Genomic DNA, 21,789 nt, shown 5'->3' with positions numbered 1-21,789 from the left:
TATCTATTCGTATTAAAGCTTATTTTTAATCCAGTGCTTTATGGCGGTTACGTTTTTGTGGGAAACGCAATGTATGCTTTATAGTTTAGGTTTAATGCTTAAAACAAATAAACAGGAAAAAATTTGGAACGATTTAATCATTGTTGCAATGATTGCTTGTGTCAACGATAAATTTACATAAACTTAACCATAAAAGCTGCGAAACCAAATTAAATCCATTTAATTCAATTTATTAGGGATATTATATCGAATTGCTATAACTCCTAGTTAGATTGCTATATTGAAGGTCCGAGCAACGAAATGAGCTTAATTGCTCCGTGTTTTGGGCTGTAGTACGAGTTGCTACGTATCAATGTGTATAAACAATTAAAAGCTTTGCAATATGCTTAATCCATCTACTTTTATCGTTGCTAACGTGCTGATATTTCAACTTGCTTGGTTTAGCGCAGCGCTCATTCCAGAGTATGCGTTTTCCATACTTGCCGCCTTGTTGTTGTTACATTTTTTGCTTTCGCCGCAACGAATCGCCGATGCAAAGCTATTGCCGCTTGCATTGGTGGGCTTTACGCTTGATAACTTGCTAATTGAATTTGGCTGGTTGGTGGTGAACACCGAAAGTCGCTGGTGGCTGTTGTTGCTATGGTGCCACTTTGTTTTAAGTTGCAATCATAGCCTTGCGTTTGTACTTAATATGCCGCGTTTAATGGTCGGGTTGTTGGGGGCAGCAGGGGGTGTGCTCAGTTATTACGGTGCGCTGCAGTTCGGGGTGATGAGCAGCCCGCTAGCCTTGAGCGAATTTGTGTTGATCTGGGCAGTGTGGTGGGCCGTACTGTTTACAGGGATCAGTTACTGGCTTAACAGACAAGGTACATCATAATGAAATCGCTCAGTTGGCTTTTGATTATATTTAGCAGTGTGGTTTGGGCCAACCCACTGGACAAACTCACTTTGCGTGGTGAGGCAACCATGCAGTATTTATTTTGGGATCTTTACCACGCTAAATTTTACTCCGAGCAAAATGTCTTAACGCCGCCAATGGCGCTTGAGCTCACCTACTTGCGGGAGATTAGCAGCGCTCAGTTGGTTGAAGCAACGCGTGATGAATGGCAAAAACAAGGGCGTAAATCAGCTCAACATCAAAAGTGGTTAAAGCAATTAGCGACGCTTTGGCCTGATGTAAAGGAAGGCGATTCTCTGCTCCTATACGTCGAAGCAAGCGGTGCAAGCCACTTTTACTTTAACCAACAGCAACTTGGCGATATGGCTGACAGTGAATTTGGTGAAGAGTTTTTAGCGATTTGGCTCGGTGAGCAAACTAGCGAACCTGGTTTGCGCTCTCAGTTACTTGGAGGTGTGAAATGAGATCCCTGTTATTGTCCTTCGCCCTGTGTTTTTTGCTATCTTGCAGTAGCGTTAAACCCACCGACTACCAAGCAACCTTGCCCAAGCTTGAACTTGAGCAGTTTTTTAACGGTAAACTTATGGCATACGGCCTAGTTCTCAACCGCCAAGGTGCTTTGAAGCGTCGTTTTAGTGCCACAATAGATGCCAATTGGCAGGATGGGCAGGGTATTTTAGATGAAAACTTTGTGTTTGATGATGGTGAGCAGCAACAACGTATCTGGACCATTAAAAAACAAGCTGATGGTCGTTATCAAGGCAGTGCCAATGATGTGGTTGGCATAGCAGAAGGGCAAACATCAGGTTCCGTAATGCATTGGCGCTATCAATTAATGATCACTGTTGATGGTGAGCCGCTCGAGGTTACCTTAGATGATTGGCTGTATTTGTTGGATAACAAGCGCTTAATGAACAAATCCGACATCTTAAAGTTTGGCATAAAAGTGGGTGAATTAGTGCTGTTTATTGAAAAAATAGACGATTTATAGTTCAACTAACTTAAGCGCAGCGATGTACTTTAATCATTGGTTGGCTTTTGGCGGTGGCTACATTGAATCAGCCTCTTCATACTTGTAGCATAAGGGTGTTACATCCGATGAAGGTGGCTGAGACTTCGATGCTTAGGAAGGTAAAACCAACATGCTATTAGATTATCATCTCTCGCAGGATCAAGTCACTGATAATGGAGTTTATAAAACGACGCAACCCTTAGCGCCCTTAAAAGCGTTGGATGTAATGGTTTTGGCAACTTGATTTAAATGAAAGCGGCGTTGCTAAAATGTTCGTGATCAGCTTGTTCGCTGAGGTCTTGAAGGTTAAATATCCCCATGTAAGCTTATATCTTTAAAGGGGAACATGGGGCACTCAAAATGTAGATGATACGAATGGTGGTTGCCCAAAATACTATTTAAACGAACCAGTTCGTTGGCAGTTGAGTCGTGAGTTTAGGTGGCCATTTAATCTACCGCCACAAAAGGTTATTCAACGTTCGCGGCAGCGGCAGTGCCGTTACTTACTTGGCACTTGAACTATTAAAGTGCCAAGCCAAAATATAAGCCGTAGCCTACAATTGCTGCCGGAATAGTGGAATAAATGGTCGCTTGTAACGCCGCTTTAGGTGCCATCGCAATAGCAGGGAAGAGTGCGTCACCATCGTTACTAATGGCATTGGCGGCAAGCGCACTAAAGGGCACAATACCTTGCAAATACAAGCTAGTGACGACGATTTGAGGACCACAGCCTGGCAACATACCAATCAATAGCGCAATCAGCGGCGCATAAACCGCATGAGTACTAAACCACACTTTGAGATCTAGCCCCAAGCCTAGCACCGCAAGCTCGTAACACATAAAACTCGCCACTACCCAAGCCGTCACAAAATGGGTGTCTTGAACTATGCTCTGAACACGACTGCTGCTCACCGGTTCTTCGCTGGTAATTTGCTGATAATTATTACCCAGTGAACTCATTGCCCACAGGGTCACTGCCATAAACGCACCTGCTGCACCAAAATAATTCAAGTAGGGTTCAAAGTAACTTAAGTCTACGTTAAATGCGATTAACAAAGAGATAGCGCTCAACGGTAGCATTAACCAGTGCCAAAAATAGCCGCTCCATTTTTGCAGTAAAGTGTGATCTACGTCCTCTACTACTTTTACAGCTTGCGTTTCAGGTTTTACTTGATGGTAATGATCGTGTTTAAGCGCTTGTACGGCAAGGCCTGATAAAGTGCCGACGACGACGCTTAACAACAATATCGCAAGGCCTTCGAGTGGTTTAGTCGCGAGCAGTAAAAAAGCCGCATCGCCCATAGTGGCGGTGAGTACGGCAACGATAGTTGCGAAACTGGCTCGGCCCTTAGTGTATTGGGTTACAACTATGATTGCACCACCACAGCCCGGTAGGGCACCGAGTATGGCAGCTGCAAAAACGCCTAGCGCGGGGCTGCGTGCTTGTAAATGACTTAACTCTAATTCAGGTAAGCGTGCGGCAAAAAAGTGATACAAGTATAAAGTAGCCGCAACAAACACCGTGACTTGAAAAAAGGCATCTGACAAGGTGTTGACCGTCAATTGCGATAAGCTCGGGGAAGCGAGCGCCACTAAAAGTAAGGCTGGCAGGACGAGCCGCTTATTGGCGTAGCGAGGCAATAAAGTGCCTAAAACTAAGCGATTTGATGATAAATGAGTTAGCAGTGTACGCATAAAAATAGTGCAATTGTTGGACACAATTGCACTATAATTTAAATATAAATGATAATCAATATCATTTAGCTATTTTCGTTGGAATTCCGATGTTGCTTTCCATTTCGGCCATTCGCTTTGTTGTGAAACGTCATATCCGACTTGGAAGAACAACTGTAAATCCTCAATTGCACCGCTTAAATCCCATTCATCGCGGTAGCGATCGCATGGCTGGTGGTAACAACCACGCAGCACTAAACTCATACGTTTGCGGTAGCTTTCAGTGGCTTCATCTGCTGCTTCATTGCCGCCGCCCGCGTACATAGCGGGAATACCCATGTTGGCAAAGGCAAAGTGGTCTGAGCGATAGTAGCCGCCAGAAGCCGGATGTGGATCACCAGAAACCACGCGGTTTTGCGCTTTGGCTGCAACGGCAAGCATGTCATCAAGCTCAGACTTACCTAAACCAACCACGCTGATGTCTTTGACTCGGCCAAGTAAATTGAGGCTGTCCATATTGATGTTGGCAACCGACTTACTTGCTGGAATAACGGGGTTTGCCGCATAAAACTTAGAACCCAGTAAACCTTGCTCTTCAGCAGTTACTGCTAAAAAGGTAATGGAGCGGTCTGGACGAGTAGGCAGGCTAGCAAATGCTTCTGCAACTTCAATCATACCCGCAGTGCCTGTCGCATTGTCGTGCGCACCGTTGTAAATTTGGTCGCCCGAGCGCTTAGGATCTGTGCCTAAATGATCCCAGTGAGCACTGTAAATCACATGCTCATCCGGTTTTTTACTGCCCGGTAAAGTGGCAATAAAGTTATAAGAAGTCGATTTCTTAATGGTGCTTTTGATGGTTACAGACGCGGTTAAATCACCCATTGCCACATGGTAAGCACCTTTCGCTGCCTTGGTTTTTTCTTGTTCAAAATCAAGGCCTGCTTTAGCAAATAACTTTTTTGCCACATCAACGGTTACCCAGCCTTCAGCGGCCACACGGTCCATATTGTTGTTGGCTTTTTGGAAGCTAAATTGTGCGCCGCTCCATGAGTTTTCTACCACGCTCCACGGGTATGAAGCTGGCGCTGTTTCGTGAACGATAATCGCGCCACTGGCACCTTGACGGCTGGCTTCTTCAAATTTGTAGGTCCAACGGCCGTAATAAGTCATGGCATCGCCAGTGAATAGTGCCGGATCTTTGGTTGCATAACCTGGGTCATTAACCAAAATCACCACAGTTTTGCCTTTAACATCTAACCCTTGGTAATCGTTCCAGTTATATTCCGGTGCATTTACACCATAACCCACGAATACCAGCGGTGAATTTTCAAGTTTTTGTAGTTCACTGGCTCTGGCTGTACCCATCACCATGTCTTTTTTGTATTGGTAATCTTTACCGCCAATAGACAAGGTCATGTTTGGATCTGCTTCAATCGAGACCAGCGGCACTTCTTGTAAAAAGCTGTTGCCATTGCCTGGTTGTAAGCCTAGCGCTTTAAAATGTTTGGTTAAGTAATCAAGCGTCAGCTTCTCACCCGGTGATGATGGAGCACGACCACCAAACTCGTCCGACGCTAAAACTTTAACGTGCTCGGCCAATTGGGTGGCGTTCAAACTGTTGTAGGCACTGGCGACATCTTGGCTGCTGTTGCTGCCAGAGGTGCTCGCACAGCCAGCCAAAATGGCAAGGCTCAGCGCACTTAAGGTCATTTTTATTTTCATAGTTCCACTTGTTATGAGTGAAGGGAGTTTGATCTAAGCACATTTATAGCTAGATTTCGAGGAACATGCTGTGAATCGCAGGGGGAAAAGTGACACCTAAAGGACATCGCAGCATTCCGCGCAACTGGTAAGTTAGGGTACAATCTGGCTGAAATTCCAAATAAAAATTCAATCGGATAGTTATGAAACGTTTTACTCCACCAGCCGATTGGCAACCAAACGTGTTGCAAAGTGGGGCTTTCGCCCATTTAAATCAGTTGTTTCAGTTAAGCCATGAGCAAGCTTGGCCAAGCCCGGCGTGGTTGAATCAGTTTTTGACAGCTGCTGTACATTCAGGTCAAACCGCGAAGTTTGTCGCCAATGGCGAGCTTTCTGATGAAACCCGGTATTACGAAGCGATTATTTATGAAACTGGGCAGATCCCAACTCGGGAAGAGAATTGGCATGACTTATTTGGTGCCTTAATTTGGTGTTTGTTCCCAAAGACCAAAGCCTTACTGAATGCCTGTCATATGGCCGATATTGCCAAACACGGGCTGCAATCTCGTACTCAACATCGCAATGCCATTACCTTATTTGATGAATGTGGTGTATTGGTGGTAACTACCGACCCTACAATGATAGCAAAGCTACAACAGCACCATTGGCTTGACGCTTTTGCTACATCGCGTCCAGCGTGGGGCGTACATTGCCAAGCGGTGATCTTCGGCCACGCTAACTATGAAATGCTCACTGCGCCATTTATTGGTTTAACCGCTAAGCTGTTACCTGTGATAGTCACTGACGATTATTTTAATCTCGATTTAATGGCCCAATATCAATATCTAGATAGTTATTTATATCAGGCAATTAGTGACTCTGAGTTACTTGCAGATAACCGCGCTATGTCACCTTTACCTTTGCTTGGGGTGCCGGGTTGGTGGGAGGACAATATAGACGCCGCATTTTATGAGAACACGGAATATTTTCGACCTAAGCGTACTAAGTCCGCAGCAGCGCAATAAAGGGCAAATAATATGAGCATTGAATTAAGTGGACTGCAAAAACGCTTTAAATTGCAACATAAGCACAGCAGTAAACAGCAACAGCGCGACCCCCGCGAGCGCGATGGTTATTTTCACTCGGTGGAACACGTTGGTTTTCATTGTCAGCAAGGCGAAGTATTAGGCTTGCTTGGGCCGAACGGTGCAGGCAAAACCACCACTTTAAGAATGCTGTCAACCGCACTGACGCCCGATGCGGGAGATATCCTCATTGATGGGCAAAGTATTGTCCGTAATCCTATTTTAGGAAGGCGCAAAATCGGCTTTTTGTCGGGCAGTACTGGGCTATATGGGCGCTTAACCGCCAAAGAAAATGTCAGTTATTTTGCCAAGTTGCATGGTATCAAAGGCAAACAACTGAGTGCGCGACTAGATGAGCTGTTTACTTTGCTCGACATGCACAGCTTTTTAGATAAACGCGCGGAACATCTTTCCACTGGGATGAAACAAAAAACCAATATCGCCCGAGCTGTTGTGCATAGCCCTTCAGTAGTGGTGCTGGATGAGCCAACCACAGGGTTAGATATTATGACCAAACAAACTGTGCTGAATTTTATTCAGCAGTTAAAAGTACAAGGCACTCCCGTGATATTTTCTACTCATCATATGGATGAAGTAAGCATGCTGTGCGACCGCATTCATATTATCGACCAAGGATTTAGCTGTTTTGATGGCACGGTTGCCGAGTTGCAACAAGCCGGGCAACACCAAGAGCTCAACGCGGCATTTATGCAGTTACTCAAGCGCGATACGGAGCAACCAAATGTTTGAAATATTTAAAAAGGAAATGCTAGAACTGCTGCGCGACCGTAAAACCTTGTTTTTTGTCATTGCGCTCCCTATGTTGGTGTTTCCGGTATTAATGGGGCTGGCTATTTTTCTGACTTCTAAAGCCACGTTTGAAGCGGAACAAAAAGTTCATAACTATGCCATTGTCCATGCTGAATTTGCCCCTGAGTTTGCAGAGCGGTTGTTTTATCATCGCAGTTTTAAGCAGGTTAAAAACAGTAACGACTTTGACTCCATCGAGTCGCTTAAAACCGCAGTGCAAGATGGCGTGATAGATGTTGGGATCTATCTTGATATCGCGCCGCAAAGTGGCATAGAGCAAGGCCAACAAGCAAAATGGTCGGTGGTATTTAATGATGCCAAATCAATCAGCTTTATTTATTCACGGATTGAGGATTTAGCCCAAGAATATGGCGCTTCCCTGACTAAAACCGCGCTGCTGAATAAAGGCGTTACGGAAGACAAACAAACCGCATTACTCAAGCCTATCGTATTAGCAAAAGTGGATACCGCCGATAAGCGAGAAAACTTAGGTGAAAAGCTCGGTATTATTATTCCGTATTTACTGATCCCTTTGGTATTAATGGGGGCAAGCTACCCCGCCATAGATATGGGGGCGGGCGAAAAAGAGCGTGGCACGTTGGAAACCTTGCTGCTCACGCCAGTGGCGCGTAGCCAATTGGTGCTGGGCAAGTTTTTGACCCTGTTAACCACCTCAGTGATGACGGCGGTGATTACAGTTGCAAGCATGAGTTTGTGGGTGGCAGTGGCGATTTCGTTTGCCGACATTTCGGTAATAAAAACCGCTTTTGCTGGGGTTGGTATACAAGAATTCGCGCTGATTTTTATGCTATTGCTGCCGGTGGCGGCTATTTTATCGTCTTTAGTTTTGGCGATTTCCATTTATGCGCGCAGCTTTAAAGAAGCACAAAACTACATGGCGCCTTTATCTATGCTGGTGATTTTTCCAATAATGGCTTCAGTCATGCCAAATATGACGCTTAATGCCACGACAGCTATGGTACCGATTACTAATGTAGCATTGGCGATTAAAGAAATTATCAAAGGCACTATAGACCACTATTTTGTGTGGCTGATTTTTGCATCAATGCTGCTTATGGCAGGCGCGTTATTGCTGGCATGTATTCGCTGGTTTAGCAAAGAAACCGTGTTGTTTCGTTAGACACATGTCTAGGTTCAGGATCATGTTTCGGCTTAAGCGCCGTAAGTAGGGGATATGATGATAAAAACAGCGGTAAGATTATGTTTGTTAAGCGGCGCTATGTTGGTTTCGCAAATTGTTTTGGCTGGTGGCGATGATTTAGATTGCGATAAAGCTTCGACCACTTTTGCGATTAATCAATGTGCAGCACAACAATTACAGCAAGCTGAGGCGCAAATGGCCGATTATTTGGCTGCAGCCATTAAGCATCATCATGTGGATAAGGAGCTGGTCGCCGCCATTAGCGATAGTCAAACCGCTTGGTTGAGTTATCGTGAGGTGCACTGCGATGCGGTGTATACCCAGTGGCGCGATGGCACAATTCGCGGCTTAATGGCGCTGAGCTGCAAAACAGCGTTGACTCAACAGCGTACATCCACCCTGTGGCAAGCCTATTTAACCTTTTTGGATAGCACAGCACCAATATTGCCGGAACCTGCGAAATAATCAGTTAAGTTTTTCGCTGAACGCGGCGTCATTGTCTACAGTTATAACCGAATGCTGATTTTTTCTCTGACATGAAGGTATAAAAAATGGACAATAAACTCATCTTGATTATTTTGGCAATTTTGTTACCCCCAATTGCGGTGTTGCTCAAGCATGGCGTTGGTAAAGATTTGATTATCAATATTATTCTGTGTTTTATTGTGTGGATCCCAGGAGTCATCCATGCGGTGTGGCTGGTAACAAAATAACTGGAAAGGACAATGCAACACGAAAAATTAAATTACGTCGAGTTTGCGGCATACGATTTGGCAGCGACAAAAAGTTTTTTTAGCGCTGTGTTCAACTGGCAATTTGTTGATTACGGCCCAGACTATACTGCCTTTGCCGAGCAAGGTTTAGATGGTGGTTTTTACCGTGCGGATTTAGCCTGTAAAAGTGAACAGGGCGGGGCGCTGTTGGTATTTTACAGTGCGGATATCAATGCAACCTTGGCAAAAGTGGCGGCGCATGGTGGTCTTATCAATAAAGCCTTGTTTGATTTTCCCGGTGGTTGCCGTTTTCATTTTACTGAGCCGAGTGGCAATGAATTTGCGGTATGGTCAGAAAATCGTACCGCAAAAAATTAGGCACACCCTAAACGAATCCTAGTGAGTCAACACAGCGCGATATCCATAAGTTGTATGTCGCGCTGTTTTTTAGCCTCACTGTTCACCTTCACGACTTTTTCACATTCACTTTGCTAACTTTCTCCTTACTAAGCAACAGGAGAGCAAAATGAGAGCGATTTTATTACCAGCCACAGTTTTATTGGCATCGATATCTGTATCGAGCCTCACTATCGCCGCTGAAAAAAACACAGGACAACAATCCGCAAGCGCCCAAGTGCTCATGATTTTAAGCGGGTACGGCAAGCATGATAGTGAACAAAAGCTCATTCAGCCCGGTTATGAATTTGATGAGTTTAGTAAGGCTTATTTGGTTTTTAAACACAATGGCATAAAAGTCACAATTGCTTCCCCTCATGGCGGTAAGCCAATCGCGGACGAATTTAATCGCGACAAGTCTTACAACGCGGCAGTATTGCAAGATGAAAACGCCATGTATGCACTTAAACATACCAAGCCGTTTAAAACCATCCAAGCCAGTGACTATGACGCGGTATTTGTGGTCGGTGGCAAAGGCCCAATGTTTGACCTTGCTGATAATACTGAGTTACAGGCGATTATTCGTGATGTATATGAGCGCGATCAGGTTGTTGCTGCGGTTTGTCATGGCCCTGCAGCATTAACTGAAGTGAAACTCAGTGATGGTAGTTACCTCATTAAAGGTAAGCATGTTACGGGTTTTACTGAGCTAGAAGAGCAAGCATTTAGTAAAACATGGGCTGCCAAGTTCCCATTTCAACTGCAATCACAATTGATAAAAAATGGTGCCCGTTTTGAGCAAGATGGTTTGATGCTTAATCAGGTCGTGGTAGATGGCAATCTCATCACAGGTCAAAACCCGTTTTCAACCACAGATGCCGCAAAAGCGGTGGTCAAGCAGCTAACAGGAAAAGTACAGGCAGAGCCAGTGTTTCAAGACGATGCAACCATTTTACTGAGCGAGCAATTTTTTAAAGACATCAACCTTGCGATTAGCACTTACCGCAATGACCCCAAAGCTTACGATACTATGTTGATGGCGATGTTGGGTTTTTACCAAGCACAACATGCAAAAACGGAGCATCAGCTCAGCGTTGCAATTGCACTTATGCAAGAAACCGATGCACAGGTGAATCACCCTATGTTGACCCAAGGATTAGCTGAGGCGCAATTAAGATTGGGCGATAAAGCAAGTGCCCAACAAGTATTAGCAAGTGCGGTGAAGCGTTTCCCTGAATCGACTGAACTCGCTGCATTACAGGCTAAAGTGGCAGCAAAATGAATATCGGTGTAAGCCATTGTTGATAGTCGTGTTGAGCGTGTGCTTGCAATTTCGCCACCGCACTTAGATGATAAAACGGCAGTGGTTGCACCCAGGAACGCAGCGCAGTATATTCAAACGCCGTCGGTTTGGTTAGTTACGGCCGCAAATGATGAATATGTCAGTAAAGACGATAACCTCGCTCTGTATCATCAGCTTGCGACACAAGACAAACAGCACATCGAAATCGAAGGAGAGCATATTTTGCCAGCAGGATATTATCAGCGTTTGCTCGGGTGGTTGTAAGTGAGCGCCGCGCTAAAACTGCTTATCGTTGAAGACAATCCAGCCTTATGTCGCAATCTGGAAAGTTATTTCGCTGATAAAAACGTGACGCTGGATTTTGCCTGCGACGGTAAGCTGGCACTGCAATTACTACTTACACAGTTTTATGATTGCGTGGTGTTAGATTTAGGCTTACCAAAACTGGATGGGCTGGCAGTTTGTCAGCAACTCAGAGCGCAAGCTAACCGCCATATTCCGGTGCTTATGTTAACCGCTCGCGATGGCTTGGATGATAAGCTACAAGGGTTTGCCAGTGGGGCCGACGATTATTTGTGTAAACCTTTTGCGTTTGATGAGCTGTATGTCAGATGCCAAGCATTAGCTAAACGCCATTTATTGCATCGTGCACAAACCTTAGTTATCGGCACTGGTGAAAGGCGGCTGAGCTTAAATACCCAAACCCAGCAGGTGATGCGAGCAGAAGTGATGTTGGAGCTGACGCCCATCGCCTTTAGAATTGTGCAAATTTTAATGGAAAATCATCCCCGTGCTATTACGCGCAGTGAATTAATGGAGCGCATATGGGGCGATGAGCAAACGGACTCTGATGCCCTCCGCAGTCATATTTATCAATTGCGTCAGGTGATAGATAAACCCTTTGCAACCCCAGTGATCAAAACCATTCATGGTATTGGCTTTGCGCTTGAGATAAGGGCGTGATACAAGAACTACAACCAAGGACACGCTTGTGAATACTCGCCAGATCCGTAATAAGGTAATTGCCTATTTTGCCAGTATTGCTTTATTGGTCAGTGTGCTATTTGCAGCAATGAGCTTGTTGTTTGCCTATATAATAGAAGACACTTTGTTTGAATTGTTGCTACGAGATGAGCGACAACACATTTCTGCGCAATTGGAAAAAGGCCTACAGCCGCACCCTAAACTTGATTTTATTCGTTATTACCCGAGCGAGCAGGCGTTGCCTGACGTTATTCGCACCACATTGGCTGAAGAACCAAACCGAATTGAATTTTCAGGTAATCACGGTGAGCATTTTCACTTACTCAAACTAGAAACAGGGTTTTTGGTGGCGGATGTGAGTACGCATTTAGTGGTGCGAGAGTTTAAAGGAGCTATGCTTGGCACTTATGTAGTCATGCTGGCGGTGATGCTCCTAGTGGCGCTGGTGCTGGCTTTGATGTCATTGGCGCTGGCTAAACGGCTACTGCTGCCGCTCGATAAACTCATGGCTATCATTAATGAGGCACCGGTCGAACAGTTGCCGAATAATTTTGCTAGTCAATTCCAGCAAGATGAAATCGGTTCGTTTGCGAGCGCCTTGCAAGATGCGCTGAATCGCATCCAAGCATTTGTGCAACGTGAGCAAGCTTTTACCCGTGAAGTCTCTCATGAGCTGCGTACACCGCTGGCGGTGAGTGAAGGCGCACTGAGTTTACTTGAACAAACCAAGTTAAGCGATGTGCAAGCAGACTATGTCGCGCGTCTGCGTTTAGCTGCGCAGCAAATGAATCAAAGTATTGCTGGGCTAATGGTACTGGCGCGGGAAGAAAACCATAGTTTAAGCGCCACTCGCGTGTTGCCTGTGGTTGAACGTGTGGTGCTGCAATATGTGAGTCTTATCGGCAATAAGCCAATTGAGTTAAACATCAATATAGATAGGAATTTACAGCTAAAAATTAGTGAAGCTGTATTGACCTTATTACTTAGCAACCTCATTCAGAATGCCTTTACTCATACTAAGCAAGGTACTGTGACAGTTGCCTATCAACATGGCTGTTTGCTGGTGAATGATGAAGGGTCAGGGATTGCCGCTGAACTCTTGCCCGACGTGTTTTGTGCCGGCATAAAAGGTCCAGAAAGCAATGGCTCAGGACTTGGTTTAGCGATTGTAAAACGGGTTTGTGAGAGGCTTAATTTGCCACTCACGTTAGACACCCATTCGGCAGGTACTTGTTTTCGCATTGCGATAACCGCCGTAACCGCTTAATTGGCGCTGCAATCATGCCATTCAAGTCGTACAATTTATATCTATGCCTAAGCCGCTTCAGGTGTTTTGGCAACGCTTGGTGCTTTTTCAATATGTAGCACCTTCTTAACGTCCGACCAATGTAATAATGCAATTTGGCCGCCGCTGTGTTCAACCAGCGCAGTGCAGTTCTCAATCCAATCGCCATCATTGCAATATAAAATGTTATCTATCACTTTAATGGCTGGTTGGTGAATATGGCCACACACAATACCATCTAAACCTTGGCGTTTAGCCTCGCGTACCGCGGCGTGTTCAAAGGCAGCGATAGCGGCTTGGGCTTTATGAACGCGGTTTTTCAGCCAAGAGGCTAAAGACCAGTAACGACCACCGAAAGGGCGACGCAAACGGTTGCTCCAACGATTGAGGAACAACAGGAAATCATAGCCGACATCACCAACCCAACTGATCAAGCGGTTGTAGCGTGTTACGGAATCGAAGTCATCACCATGTACCAGCAAGAGCTTTTTACCTTGTTGCGTGGTGTGGATATAGCTGCGTTTTACGGCAACACCCATTAACCACTGATCGGCATAGTTACGGAAGGTTTCATCATGATTACCAGGGATATATACTACTTTGGTGCCTTCACGGACTTTTTGTTGGATTGCTTCGAGTACCTGATAGTGGCTGCTGTGCCAAAAAAATTGGCGCTTTAAAGACCATAAGTCGACGATATCACCCACCAGATAAAGATTGTCACAACGTGTACTGGCTAAAAAATTAAGCAGAAAGTCGGCTTTGCAGTCCTTGTAACCGAGATGAATATCAGATAACCAGATTGTTGGGTAGTAGCGTGTTTTTTCAGGCATTGCCTTTGTCTCCGGTGTAATAGTGTCTACCGTACAAAAAGCAAATGACAAATCTTAGACAAAATGAAGAACAAAACATGACAAGGCGGCTTAACGCCGCCTTCTAGGTAACTTAGCCTTTAATTGCGGCAACGATAGTTGCCACAGCTTCGTCAATGGAAAGTAAAGTGGCTTCGCCAGTACGACGGTTTTTCAGCTCAACCTGATTGTTATCTAGGTTACGCTCACCAATTACTAAGGTGTAAGGAATACCTATCAATTCCATGTCGTTAAACATCACACCTGGGCGCTCTTTACGATCATCGAATAGCACGTCGATACCCGCAGCTTGGAAATCGCTGTAAAGTTTCTCAGCAACCTCTGGAATGCGGTGAGACTTGTGCATGTTCATCGGCACGATAGCCAATTCAAACGGCGCAATGCTAGTAGGCCAAATGATGCCAAACTTGTCATTGTTTTGTTCAATCGCAGCAGCCACGATACGCGACACACCAACACCGTAACAACCCATGGTCATAGTTTGGTTTTTGCCATTTTCACCTAGTACAGCCGCTTTCATCGCTTCTGAATACTTAGTGCCAAGTTGGAAAATATGACCAACTTCAATACCGCGTTTGATTTGTAGCGTGCCTTTGCCACATGGGCTTGGGTCGCCTTCAACCACATTACGCAGGTCAACAACTTGGTAACCAGTGACATCACGCTCCCAGTTGATCCCACTGTAGTGCTCGCCATCAGTATTGGCACCCGCAACGAAATCCGCCATCACCGCCGCACTGCGGTCAACTAGCACTGGAATAGTTAAGCCTACTGGGCCAATTGAACCTGCACGAGCACCAACCACAGCAAGAATGTCTTCTTCTTTAGCCATTTCTAATGGTGCAAATACTAGCGGATGTTTGTCTGCTTTTAACTCATTCAGTTCATGGTCGCCACGTAGTACCAATGCAACTAACCCACGTTTACCTGCTTCGTCTGCCGCACCGTAAACAATTAAGGTTTTTACGCTTTGCGTTGGTGCAATTTGGTGTTGCTCGTGAAGCTCGGCAATGGTCTTTGCATTGGGTGTAGCAAAACGCGTCAACGCTTGCGTTGGCGCTGGGCGCTCAATATTCGGAGCTAACGCCTCTGCTTTTTCGATATTGGCGGCGTAGTCGCTGGCATCACTAAAAGCAATCGCATCTTCACCTGACTCAGCCAACACGTGGAATTCGTGCGATACGCTTCCGCCAATTGAACCGGTATCAGCGATAACTGGGCGATAGTCTAAGCCTAAACGGTCAAAAATATTGCAATAGGCTTTGTGCATACGTTGATAAGTGGCACTTAAACATTCATCACTTAAGTGGAATGAATAGGCGTCTTTCATCAGGAATTCACGCGCACGCATTACACCAAAACGCGGACGAACTTCGTCACGCACTTTGGTTTGTACTTGGTAAAGGTTGATTGGCAGTTGCTTATAACTGCTAATTTCACGTCGTACTAAGTCCGTGATCACTTCTTCATGTGTAGGACCAAGTGCGAAAGGGCGGTCATGACGGTCAGCAATGCGTAATAGTTCTGGGCCGAATTGTTCCCAACGGCCAGATTCTTGCCAAAGATCCGCGGGCTGCATAACGGGCATCAGTACCTCAATGGCACCTGCTTTGTTCATTTCGTCACGCACGATCGCTTCTACTTTACGTAGCGTTTTTAAGCCTGACGGCAGCCAAGTGTAAAGGCCAGAAGCCAGTTTGCGGATCATCCCAGCGCGCAGCATCAACTGATGGCTAATCACCTCAGCATCTGAAGGCGTTTCTTTTAAAGTCGCAAGAAGATATTGACTAGTACGCATGTTATTTCCGTTATTGTTCGAATTGCAGCTGTAATCCCAATCGGCTTTAGGGAAAATAGTGAGTGAAGCGCCATAAAAGCCACTCATTCACCTCATTACCCGTATTAACGTTAGGGATAAATAGAGCCGTAGTTTAGCAGTGCGTTGTGCAGAGCAAAAGCGCTAGTTTACGTTTAAAAGGGGATTTTACGGCTTTTCTCGGGGGAAATGTCAGAATAACCGCTTCGTGCAGTTATTCTGACTTGAACGACTATTGCGCTTGGATAGACAAGGTCACACCACTTGCGGCTTGATAGCCCTGTAAACCTATGTACCAAGTGCCAGCCGCAGGTGCTGTGAAGGTACAAGTTTCTGCATTGCCGTTTTTATACGGACGACAATCGTAATTGCTGGTCGTTACGTCACTGCCTTGTTTTACGTATAGATCAGCATCGCCAGTCCCACCAGAAATGGTCACAGTCAGACTTTGATAACCAGCCCCCAGTTGCACTTGACGTTTTAGCCAGCTGTTTTTTGCCACGCTGAGGTTATTTTCTGTCTGGTTGATTGGCGTTGGCGTATCTGGATTGCCCGCTTGATATTGGCCGACTAACGTCACATTTTGAATGCTGTTCCATGCCTCGACCATCACATAATAAGTGCCCGCTTGAACAGAGCCGATAGCACATTGCTCAGTGCTGTTTGAGTTGGTGCTCTTACAGTCATAGCTTTGAAGTGTCGGCGGTTGACCAAACTTCACGTAGAGATCTGCATCGCCGCTGCCACCGTTGGTGTTAAACTGCAAATTGGTCACACCTGCTGGCACCTCCAAAGTATAAACCAGCTGCTCTTTAGCGTTGGCAGTCAGTCCTGTTACCGGTACGCCATTTTCCAGTGTATTATCGATAGGAGGTGGAACATCGCCAGCGTTTTTGCCCATCTCCGCCACAAACGCAACCGCGAGTTTGGCGAATTTCGCGGCGTGGCTGGAATCGTAGCTTGTATCATTGGTGGTGTGAATGCTGCGGTTAATATCACCCATACGAGATTCAAACGGCATTGAGGCTGGGTAACCTTGCTGATACCAAGAAGCATGATCAGAACAACCATAGCCACATTGATCATAACCGTAGGTAACGGATGGCAGGTAAGTCTCAATTAACTGCTGCAAAAATTGATTTTGTGCCGCGTTGGTGTAATCGGTCATCATCACAATATCTTGTGTGGCAGTGCCATGGCGGCCAGTCATATCAAATTGAGTGACGCCAACCACTTGTTTACCGGCTGCTTTATACGCTTCCGCAATGGCTTTGGAGCCGCGTAAACCAACTTCTTCTGCCGCATAGCCGATGATTTGAATGGTGCGCTGTGGTTTATAATTGGTGTCAACAATCGCTTGCAGTGCTTCGGTTAATACCGAAATACCCGAAGCGTTATCGTCAGCACCTGGAGCGCGACCGGTCGTTGGACTGGACTGATTAATTGAGTCAAGGTGGCCACCAATGATGACAATTTCGGATGCCTTTTCAGCACCTTGAATAGTGGCAATAACGGATGGTTGGCCCCAAGAGTGAGCGTATTCAGTCACACTAATATCAGTGCGGCTTGACGCGATTTGCGACCATCTTGATTTGACCCAATTTGCCGCGTCGATGCCGGTTTGCTGCGTGTAATAGCGGTTGTGATAAGCGGTTAATGAATTAACGGTATTTTCTAGCGACTGAGTGTCGATAGTCGCTATCATCGCATTGACTTTTGCAGCATTATCAATAGTGTAGGTTGCGACAAGTTGATTTGCGGCTGCATGACTGAGCTGCGCAAGATAGGCTTCGGCCTCAAGCTGTGAGTCGTGGCGTACAAAACCCCCACAGCGATGGTAGTTATCATGCATAAAACCACTCAGTTCAGTATCTTGAGCGGCATCCATATGCATAATCGCGATATTGGCAGGCCCGCCCGGCAATAACTTAAACGCTTGGCCTTTGATGTTCTGTTGTAGTTTAAAATGTTGCGCTGCTTGGGCGTCGGTGGTTATCCAGATTTTTGGTGCATCTGCTAAAGCCGATGCACTGCTAAAGGCCGTGATGGCGAGAAGTATTGAATTTATTTTCATCATGACTTTCCAAAAAAAAGGGAGCACTAGGCTCCCTGATTTAAATTGCTGCTTAGTTGGCAGAGATATTGAGTGTTACACCGCTGGCTGCAGAGTAACCGCGTAGGTCAATATACCAAGTGCCTGCTTGTGGGTTAGTGAAAGTGCAAGTTTCGCTGTTACCATTTTTGTAAGGGCGACATAGGTAGCTTGTGGTGGTTGATTGTGAACCAAAATTCACATACAAATCTGCATCACCTGTGCCGCCAGAGATTGTCACTGTCAGGTTAGAGTAACCTGCTGCTAAATCTTGAGTGAAACGAGTCCAGCCGTTGCGTGCAACGCTCACATTGCTTTCAGTGCGGTTGATTGGATCAGTACCTGGATCGCCACCAGTTGTGTAGCTACCAGTGAGGCTTACACCTGAAATTTGGTTCCAAGCTTCTACCATGACATAGTACTTACCAGTTTGAACGTTACTGATAGCACAGCTTTCAGTGCTGCTCGAGTTAGTGCTCTTACAATCAGAAACATCTAAACTTGGACGGCTACCAAATTTAACGTAAAGATCAGCATCACCAGAACCACCTGAGGTTGCAAAGTTCAAGTTAGTCGCACCGCTTGGTACATCAAGCGTAAAGAATTTTTGCTCTTTCGCCGCACCACTGATACCAGTGTAAGGCACGCCATTCGTTAATGGTGTATCAACTGGCGGTGGTGGTGGTGTAGTACCACACGTTGAACCTGATGACAGGTTTGACGTGACACCCACTACAGCCAAGGCTGCTTGTACGTCATCTACGTTAAAGTTCAGGTCGCACGCGGCGTCCATCACACCGTTACCCGCTAAATCCCAGTTAGTGCTAGCTGTCCAGTAGAGCTGGTTAGCACGCGCCATAATTTGGAACGCTTTTTTGGTATCCCAACCTGGTTTATTTGCTAGCGTATAAAAAGCTTTGTTGAATACACCTGAGCTATAGTGAACGTCCATACCACTGGTGTAGTTCGATTGGTGACCAATCGAACGGCCATCTTTCGTTGGGTCATCCATGTAACGTAGCGCACCATTGCTCTTGAAGATTTCTTGACCGACTAACCAGTCATTTGAACCTTTCATATAGAACTCAGCTGCTTCACCTGCCATATCTGAAAACGCTTCGTTCAAGCCGCCTGATTTGCCGCTGTACACTAAACCAGAGTTTTGTTCAGTGAAACCATGGCTTACTTCGTGTGCTGATACATCTAGGCTGACTAATGGATAGAAAGTGTTAGCACCGTCACCAAAGGTCATCGCGCTACCGTCCCAGAAGGCGTTTTCATAGTTGTTGCTGTAATGCACGCGCATTTTCAGCTGGAATGATAATGGTGCAGTACCAATCCAATCGTTATACATGTTGAACACCACATTACCGAAGTAATGCGCGTCATTTAATGGCGAATAAGCGCCATTAATTTGCTTCACTGTATTTTCTGGACAGGTAAAACTAAATGCCGTTGTGCCACTGGTGCCGTGGTTTAGGTTAATGGTACGGACATTGGTATTTTCCATAGTACAAGTGTTACCAGATTGAGCCACGTCAAGGTAGCCGAAATCTGTACCATACTGATATTGACCCGTTTTGGTATTACCACCTGGACCTGTTGCATTCGCATGTTGGAGGTTTTCCAGCTCATAGAGCACTTCGCCAGAATTTGCATCAATTATCATATATGGACGGCTTGGCTCGTCACCGTAGGTAACAAAAGTAACTTCATAAACAAGGCGCGCTTTAGAGTTGTCATCCAACCATACCGCTAAACGCTGTGACTTATTGTGTATTTGCTCTGCAGAAACCGCTTTAGCAGAGGCTAGATTTTTTGCTTTTAGTGCTGCGGCAAACACTTGGTGCTCTTTGAGCAAAGGTTTTACGCTAGGTAGGTCATGTTCGATTTTGTATACTGCAGCACCGTGCGCGCGTTTTAAAGCGCCATTAGCGGTTATTGTTAGGTTTACAGTGTCACCGATCACGGGCAAATTTTTGTAATGCTGTTGGAAGCGGTATGCTGTACTACCATCCGCTTGTGGGTAGGCTTTTACTTCTACTAGGTCATCACTAGCACTTAAACCGATCAGACTTTTCTTATTGGTATTAGCCGTCGCGACTGTCATACCAGACGCTGTTAGGTTTTGTAGCTCAGGCTGTATGTTTAAATATTTCTTCTCTGCAGCTTGAACAGCGCCAGCTTGGATAACCAAACCAGCCAGTGTTGCGATTGTTATTTTTGAAAGTTTCATCTAGATAGACTCCTTGATATTGACTTGGCATCGCTCAATTAGAGGGAAATGCCTTCGACGTACCGCGCTGGGTACGTCATTCAGCCTAGATCAAAAAATCAAAAAGCAAACATTTATTTCACAATTAATAAACAAAATTTTCAAGATATTGAAATATATCACCTTATTGATTAAAATATACGCTACTGAAATTGTAAATGTAAAGTTATTAATACGCTTTGGCGCAAATTAATACATTATTTTTGCTGTTTTATTTCCGTTACGTGATTATGCAGACCGTCAACCGTCCATTTGATGTTAAAGTCATCTAAACTCATCCCATAGCTTTGACTTGCTTCCTTTTGTGCTTTATAGGCAGGACGAGGATCTTGTTTTAACACTTGGGAGATAAAATTTTTCATTTGCTCGTATTGAGGTAGTGCGTGTAGCTGTTGTTCAGCTTGTTCAGAAAAGCTCACTGTCATTTCAGTTTCTGGGCGGGTGTCTGCAAATCCGGCACTGGCATCAGGTAGCGAGTCAGAGTAGGGCAAATAAGGCTTGATATCTAGAATGGGGGTGCCATCAAGTAGGTCTATACCAGATAGTAAGAGCGCTAATTTACCTTGCTTATATTCTACACCTTCAAGCTTAACTGCGCTCATGCCGATGCCATTGGGGCGAAATGTGGCACGGGTAGCAAATACGCCTTTTCTTTCATTACCCCCTAAGCGCGGGGGTCTAACTAACGCAGAATACCCTTTATCAGCTGTTTCATGAAAACGGAATAGCAGCCAAAGATGTGAAAAATCTTCTATGCCGCGGACAAAATCGGGCCGGCAAAACTCTTGGCAAAACTCCAATCTCGCTTTGGCATCTGGCACTAACCTTGGTTGTCGGGGTATTGCAAACTTTTGTTTGTAGGGCGAGCGAATATAGCCAATTGGGTGAAGTTGATAAGCATCCATAGGAGGTTTCTGCGTTGCCTTGAAAGAAACGCCGATTTTAACCGCTCACCTGATAACAGCCAAGTGTAATGGCCTGTAATTCCCTTAAATTATTACCTTGGCTATGCTGGGTGGCGTTGTTGTCACTTAGGTCAAAGACATGAAAACATTGACTACTAACCTGACCCCAGATGTTAGTTGGCGTCGCGCCGCAGTGGATACTGAGATTGTTGGTGCGCGTGCGCAAAGTTTTAAACATTGGCTGGATAGCCGCCACTGCGCAACACCATTATTAAACTATAACGCTGCTTTGGCGAGTAATTGCGAGCAAATGAGTGATCAGAAACCGCAAAGTGATTATGCCGTAATTACCTATGTCTGATTTCGAAAAACACATCGCTAGTATACTCAGCCGGACTGCAGCACAGCAATCAGATGCTGTCCGTGCCGCACTAAAACGGGCGTTGCTGTCAGAGCAAGCCATGCTACAGCAGACTATGGCTTTGGTTGCGACAGGCAGCATAGCACCGAAACAGTTTGAAGCTGAATTAGCAAATCATATCAAGCAAGTGCTAAGCCATTTCTCTAATGAACTTGCTATAAATCAGGAGCGTTCGAAGATTTTAGTGCAAACAACCTTGTTTGAACTCGCTAAAAGTGTGCTCCACACCTACTCCTGTTAAGAAGTTTGCAGGGACGCAGCTTCAACAAAAAAAGGCCACCGAAGTGGCCTTACAGACTGTTGAAAAAGGGCTAGACACAGATCTAGCCCTTTGATCTAATAAGCACAGTGAGTATCGAGAGTTCACCATGCTTAAAGACAAAAC

The 21,789-nt window shown here is 45.4% G+C and carries 22 protein-coding genes; 15 read left to right on the top strand and 7 right to left on the bottom strand.

Annotated elements, in window-relative coordinates:
- The first annotated feature begins 382 nt into the window (after nt 1–382).
- Genes ACFOEE_RS05950 through ACFOEE_RS05940 form a run of 3 tightly spaced genes read left to right on the top strand, consistent with a single transcriptional unit; the run spans nt 383 to nt 1,889 of the window.
- Entirely contained in the window at nt 383–877 is a 495-nt protein-coding gene (locus ACFOEE_RS05950) for a DUF2878 domain-containing protein (RefSeq protein WP_377121919.1), read from the top strand.
- Nucleotides 877–1,362 (top strand): chalcone isomerase family protein, encoded by a 486-nt coding sequence (locus tag ACFOEE_RS05945; protein ID WP_377121917.1) that lies wholly within the window; start codon nt 877–879, stop codon nt 1,360–1,362. The genes ACFOEE_RS05950 and ACFOEE_RS05945 overlap by 1 nt, the downstream gene beginning before the upstream one ends.
- Nucleotides 1,359–1,889 (top strand): DUF3833 domain-containing protein, encoded by a 531-nt coding sequence (locus tag ACFOEE_RS05940; protein WP_377121914.1) that lies wholly within the window; start codon nt 1,359–1,361, stop codon nt 1,887–1,889. Before ACFOEE_RS05945 ends, ACFOEE_RS05940 begins: the two co-directional genes overlap by 4 nt.
- Nucleotides 1,890–2,432: 543 nt before the next feature.
- On the opposite strand, the gene ACFOEE_RS05935 is transcribed toward ACFOEE_RS05940, so the two are convergent.
- Both ACFOEE_RS05935 and ACFOEE_RS05930 read right to left on the bottom strand, forming a co-directional pair.
- Nucleotides 2,433–3,605 (bottom strand): putative manganese transporter, encoded by a 1,173-nt coding sequence (locus ACFOEE_RS05935; RefSeq protein ID WP_377121912.1) that lies wholly within the window; start codon nt 3,603–3,605, stop codon nt 2,433–2,435.
- A 69-nt stretch (nt 3,606–3,674) separates the two neighbouring features.
- The gene (locus ACFOEE_RS05930; protein WP_377121910.1) at nt 3,675–5,306 is read right to left on the bottom strand and encodes a M28 family metallopeptidase; all 1,632 of its coding nucleotides are present in this window, start codon (nt 5,304–5,306) and stop codon (nt 3,675–3,677) included.
- Between the two features lie 182 nt (nt 5,307–5,488).
- Between ACFOEE_RS05930 and ACFOEE_RS05925 the strand changes: the two genes are divergently transcribed.
- The 10 genes from ACFOEE_RS05925 to ACFOEE_RS05880 all read left to right on the top strand — a co-directional run bounded on the left by ACFOEE_RS05925 (nt 5,489) and on the right by ACFOEE_RS05880 (nt 13,005).
- The gene (locus tag ACFOEE_RS05925) at nt 5,489–6,310 is read left to right on the top strand and encodes a DUF3025 domain-containing protein (RefSeq protein WP_377121908.1); all 822 of its coding nucleotides are present in this window, start codon (nt 5,489–5,491) and stop codon (nt 6,308–6,310) included.
- Nucleotides 6,311–6,322: 12 nt separating this feature from the next.
- A complete protein-coding gene (locus ACFOEE_RS05920) occupies nt 6,323–7,120 on the top strand; it encodes an ABC transporter ATP-binding protein (protein ID WP_377121906.1) in 798 nt (265 codons plus the stop codon).
- A complete protein-coding gene (locus ACFOEE_RS05915) occupies nt 7,113–8,321 on the top strand; it encodes an ABC transporter permease (RefSeq protein WP_377121904.1) in 1,209 nt (402 codons plus the stop codon). The genes ACFOEE_RS05920 and ACFOEE_RS05915 overlap by 8 nt, the downstream gene beginning before the upstream one ends.
- Nucleotides 8,322–8,375: 54 nt before the next feature.
- Nucleotides 8,376–8,807: a lysozyme inhibitor LprI family protein gene (locus tag ACFOEE_RS05910; RefSeq protein WP_377121902.1), complete on the top strand. Its 432-nt coding sequence runs from the start codon at nt 8,376–8,378 to the stop codon at nt 8,805–8,807.
- A gap of 86 nt (nt 8,808–8,893) precedes the next feature.
- Nucleotides 8,894–9,055, top strand: a complete 162-nt coding sequence (locus tag ACFOEE_RS05905; protein WP_377121900.1) for a YqaE/Pmp3 family membrane protein — start codon at nt 8,894–8,896, stop codon at nt 9,053–9,055.
- A gap of 12 nt (nt 9,056–9,067) precedes the next feature.
- Nucleotides 9,068–9,433, top strand: a complete 366-nt coding sequence (locus ACFOEE_RS05900; RefSeq protein WP_377121898.1) for a VOC family protein — start codon at nt 9,068–9,070, stop codon at nt 9,431–9,433.
- A 148-nt stretch (nt 9,434–9,581) separates the two neighbouring features.
- On the top strand, nt 9,582–10,733 hold the full coding sequence (locus tag ACFOEE_RS05895; protein ID WP_377121896.1) for a DJ-1/PfpI family protein: 1,152 nt from the start codon (nt 9,582–9,584) through the stop codon (nt 10,731–10,733).
- A gap of 39 nt (nt 10,734–10,772) precedes the next feature.
- Entirely contained in the window at nt 10,773–11,018 is a 246-nt protein-coding gene (locus ACFOEE_RS05890) for a hypothetical protein (RefSeq protein ID WP_377121894.1), read from the top strand.
- Nucleotides 11,019–11,717 carry a response regulator transcription factor gene (locus ACFOEE_RS05885; RefSeq protein ID WP_377121892.1) on the top strand — a complete coding sequence of 233 codons (699 nt, stop codon included), beginning with the start codon at nt 11,019–11,021 and terminating at the stop codon, nt 11,715–11,717.
- A 28-nt stretch (nt 11,718–11,745) separates the two neighbouring features.
- A complete protein-coding gene (locus ACFOEE_RS05880; RefSeq protein WP_377121890.1) occupies nt 11,746–13,005 on the top strand; it encodes a sensor histidine kinase in 1,260 nt (419 codons plus the stop codon).
- 47 nt (nt 13,006–13,052) lie between these two features.
- Here ACFOEE_RS05880 and ACFOEE_RS05875 read toward each other — a convergent pair whose 3' ends face one another.
- From ACFOEE_RS05875 to tsaA, 5 genes are all read right to left on the bottom strand, one after another.
- Nucleotides 13,053–13,856, bottom strand: coding sequence for a UDP-2,3-diacylglucosamine diphosphatase (locus ACFOEE_RS05875; protein WP_377121888.1), 804 nt, complete (start codon nt 13,854–13,856; stop codon nt 13,053–13,055).
- 112 nt (nt 13,857–13,968) lie between these two features.
- On the bottom strand, nt 13,969–15,693 hold the full coding sequence (locus ACFOEE_RS05870) for a proline--tRNA ligase (protein ID WP_377122919.1): 1,725 nt from the start codon (nt 15,691–15,693) through the stop codon (nt 13,969–13,971).
- A 250-nt stretch (nt 15,694–15,943) separates the two neighbouring features.
- Entirely contained in the window at nt 15,944–17,785 is a 1,842-nt protein-coding gene (locus ACFOEE_RS05865; protein WP_377122918.1) for a M28 family metallopeptidase, read from the bottom strand.
- A 52-nt stretch (nt 17,786–17,837) separates the two neighbouring features.
- Nucleotides 17,838–20,039: a M4 family metallopeptidase gene (locus ACFOEE_RS05860; protein WP_377121886.1), complete on the bottom strand. Its 2,202-nt coding sequence runs from the start codon at nt 20,037–20,039 to the stop codon at nt 17,838–17,840.
- Between the two features lie 236 nt (nt 20,040–20,275).
- Nucleotides 20,276–20,983 (bottom strand): tRNA (N6-threonylcarbamoyladenosine(37)-N6)-methyltransferase TrmO, encoded by a 708-nt coding sequence (gene tsaA / locus ACFOEE_RS05855; RefSeq protein ID WP_377121884.1) that lies wholly within the window; start codon nt 20,981–20,983, stop codon nt 20,276–20,278.
- 139 nt (nt 20,984–21,122) lie between these two features.
- Here tsaA and ACFOEE_RS05850 point away from each other — a divergent pair, with 139 nt between their 5' ends.
- Nucleotides 21,123–21,344: a hypothetical protein gene (locus ACFOEE_RS05850; protein ID WP_377121882.1), complete on the top strand. Its 222-nt coding sequence runs from the start codon at nt 21,123–21,125 to the stop codon at nt 21,342–21,344.
- Entirely contained in the window at nt 21,337–21,645 is a 309-nt protein-coding gene (locus tag ACFOEE_RS05845) for a hypothetical protein (protein ID WP_377121880.1), read from the top strand. The genes ACFOEE_RS05850 and ACFOEE_RS05845 overlap by 8 nt, the downstream gene beginning before the upstream one ends.
- Nucleotides 21,646–21,789 lie beyond the last annotated feature (144 nt).

The sequence above is a fragment of the Pseudoalteromonas fenneropenaei genome (genome assembly GCF_042643375.1).
Taxonomy (GTDB): domain Bacteria; phylum Pseudomonadota; class Gammaproteobacteria; order Enterobacterales; family Alteromonadaceae; genus Pseudoalteromonas; species Pseudoalteromonas fenneropenaei.
The sequence above is the reverse complement of the archived record's forward strand: the minus strand, read 5'-3'. Positions and strand labels throughout refer to the sequence as shown.

Excerpts from the sequence above, each read along its gene's own strand:
- ACFOEE_RS05950 (WP_377121919.1), top strand. The coding sequence starts at position 383 with ATGCTTAATCCATCTACTTTTATCGTTGCTAACGTGCTGATATTTCAA.
- ACFOEE_RS05945 (WP_377121917.1), top strand. The coding sequence starts at position 877 with ATGAAATCGCTCAGTTGGCTTTTGATTATATTTAGCAGTGTGGTTTGG.
- ACFOEE_RS05940 (WP_377121914.1), top strand. The coding sequence starts at position 1,359 with ATGAGATCCCTGTTATTGTCCTTCGCCCTGTGTTTTTTGCTATCTTGC.
- ACFOEE_RS05935 (WP_377121912.1), bottom strand. The coding sequence starts at position 3,605 with ATGCGTACACTGCTAACTCATTTATCATCAAATCGCTTAGTTTTAGGC.
- ACFOEE_RS05930 (WP_377121910.1), bottom strand. The coding sequence starts at position 5,306 with ATGAAAATAAAAATGACCTTAAGTGCGCTGAGCCTTGCCATTTTGGCT.
- ACFOEE_RS05925 (WP_377121908.1), top strand. The coding sequence starts at position 5,489 with ATGAAACGTTTTACTCCACCAGCCGATTGGCAACCAAACGTGTTGCAA.
- ACFOEE_RS05920 (WP_377121906.1), top strand. The coding sequence starts at position 6,323 with ATGAGCATTGAATTAAGTGGACTGCAAAAACGCTTTAAATTGCAACAT.
- ACFOEE_RS05915 (WP_377121904.1), top strand. The coding sequence starts at position 7,113 with ATGTTTGAAATATTTAAAAAGGAAATGCTAGAACTGCTGCGCGACCGT.
- ACFOEE_RS05910 (WP_377121902.1), top strand. The coding sequence starts at position 8,376 with ATGATGATAAAAACAGCGGTAAGATTATGTTTGTTAAGCGGCGCTATG.
- ACFOEE_RS05905 (WP_377121900.1), top strand. The coding sequence starts at position 8,894 with ATGGACAATAAACTCATCTTGATTATTTTGGCAATTTTGTTACCCCCA.
- ACFOEE_RS05900 (WP_377121898.1), top strand. The coding sequence starts at position 9,068 with ATGCAACACGAAAAATTAAATTACGTCGAGTTTGCGGCATACGATTTG.
- ACFOEE_RS05895 (WP_377121896.1), top strand. The coding sequence starts at position 9,582 with ATGAGAGCGATTTTATTACCAGCCACAGTTTTATTGGCATCGATATCT.
- ACFOEE_RS05875 (WP_377121888.1), bottom strand. The coding sequence starts at position 13,856 with ATGCCTGAAAAAACACGCTACTACCCAACAATCTGGTTATCTGATATT.
- ACFOEE_RS05870 (WP_377122919.1), bottom strand. The coding sequence starts at position 15,693 with ATGCGTACTAGTCAATATCTTCTTGCGACTTTAAAAGAAACGCCTTCA.
- ACFOEE_RS05865 (WP_377122918.1), bottom strand. The coding sequence starts at position 17,785 with ATGAAAATAAATTCAATACTTCTCGCCATCACGGCCTTTAGCAGTGCA.
- ACFOEE_RS05860 (WP_377121886.1), bottom strand. The coding sequence starts at position 20,039 with ATGAAACTTTCAAAAATAACAATCGCAACACTGGCTGGTTTGGTTATC.
- tsaA (WP_377121884.1), bottom strand. The coding sequence starts at position 20,983 with ATGGATGCTTATCAACTTCACCCAATTGGCTATATTCGCTCGCCCTAC.
- ACFOEE_RS05850 (WP_377121882.1), top strand. The coding sequence starts at position 21,123 with ATGAAAACATTGACTACTAACCTGACCCCAGATGTTAGTTGGCGTCGC.
- ACFOEE_RS05845 (WP_377121880.1), top strand. The coding sequence starts at position 21,337 with ATGTCTGATTTCGAAAAACACATCGCTAGTATACTCAGCCGGACTGCA.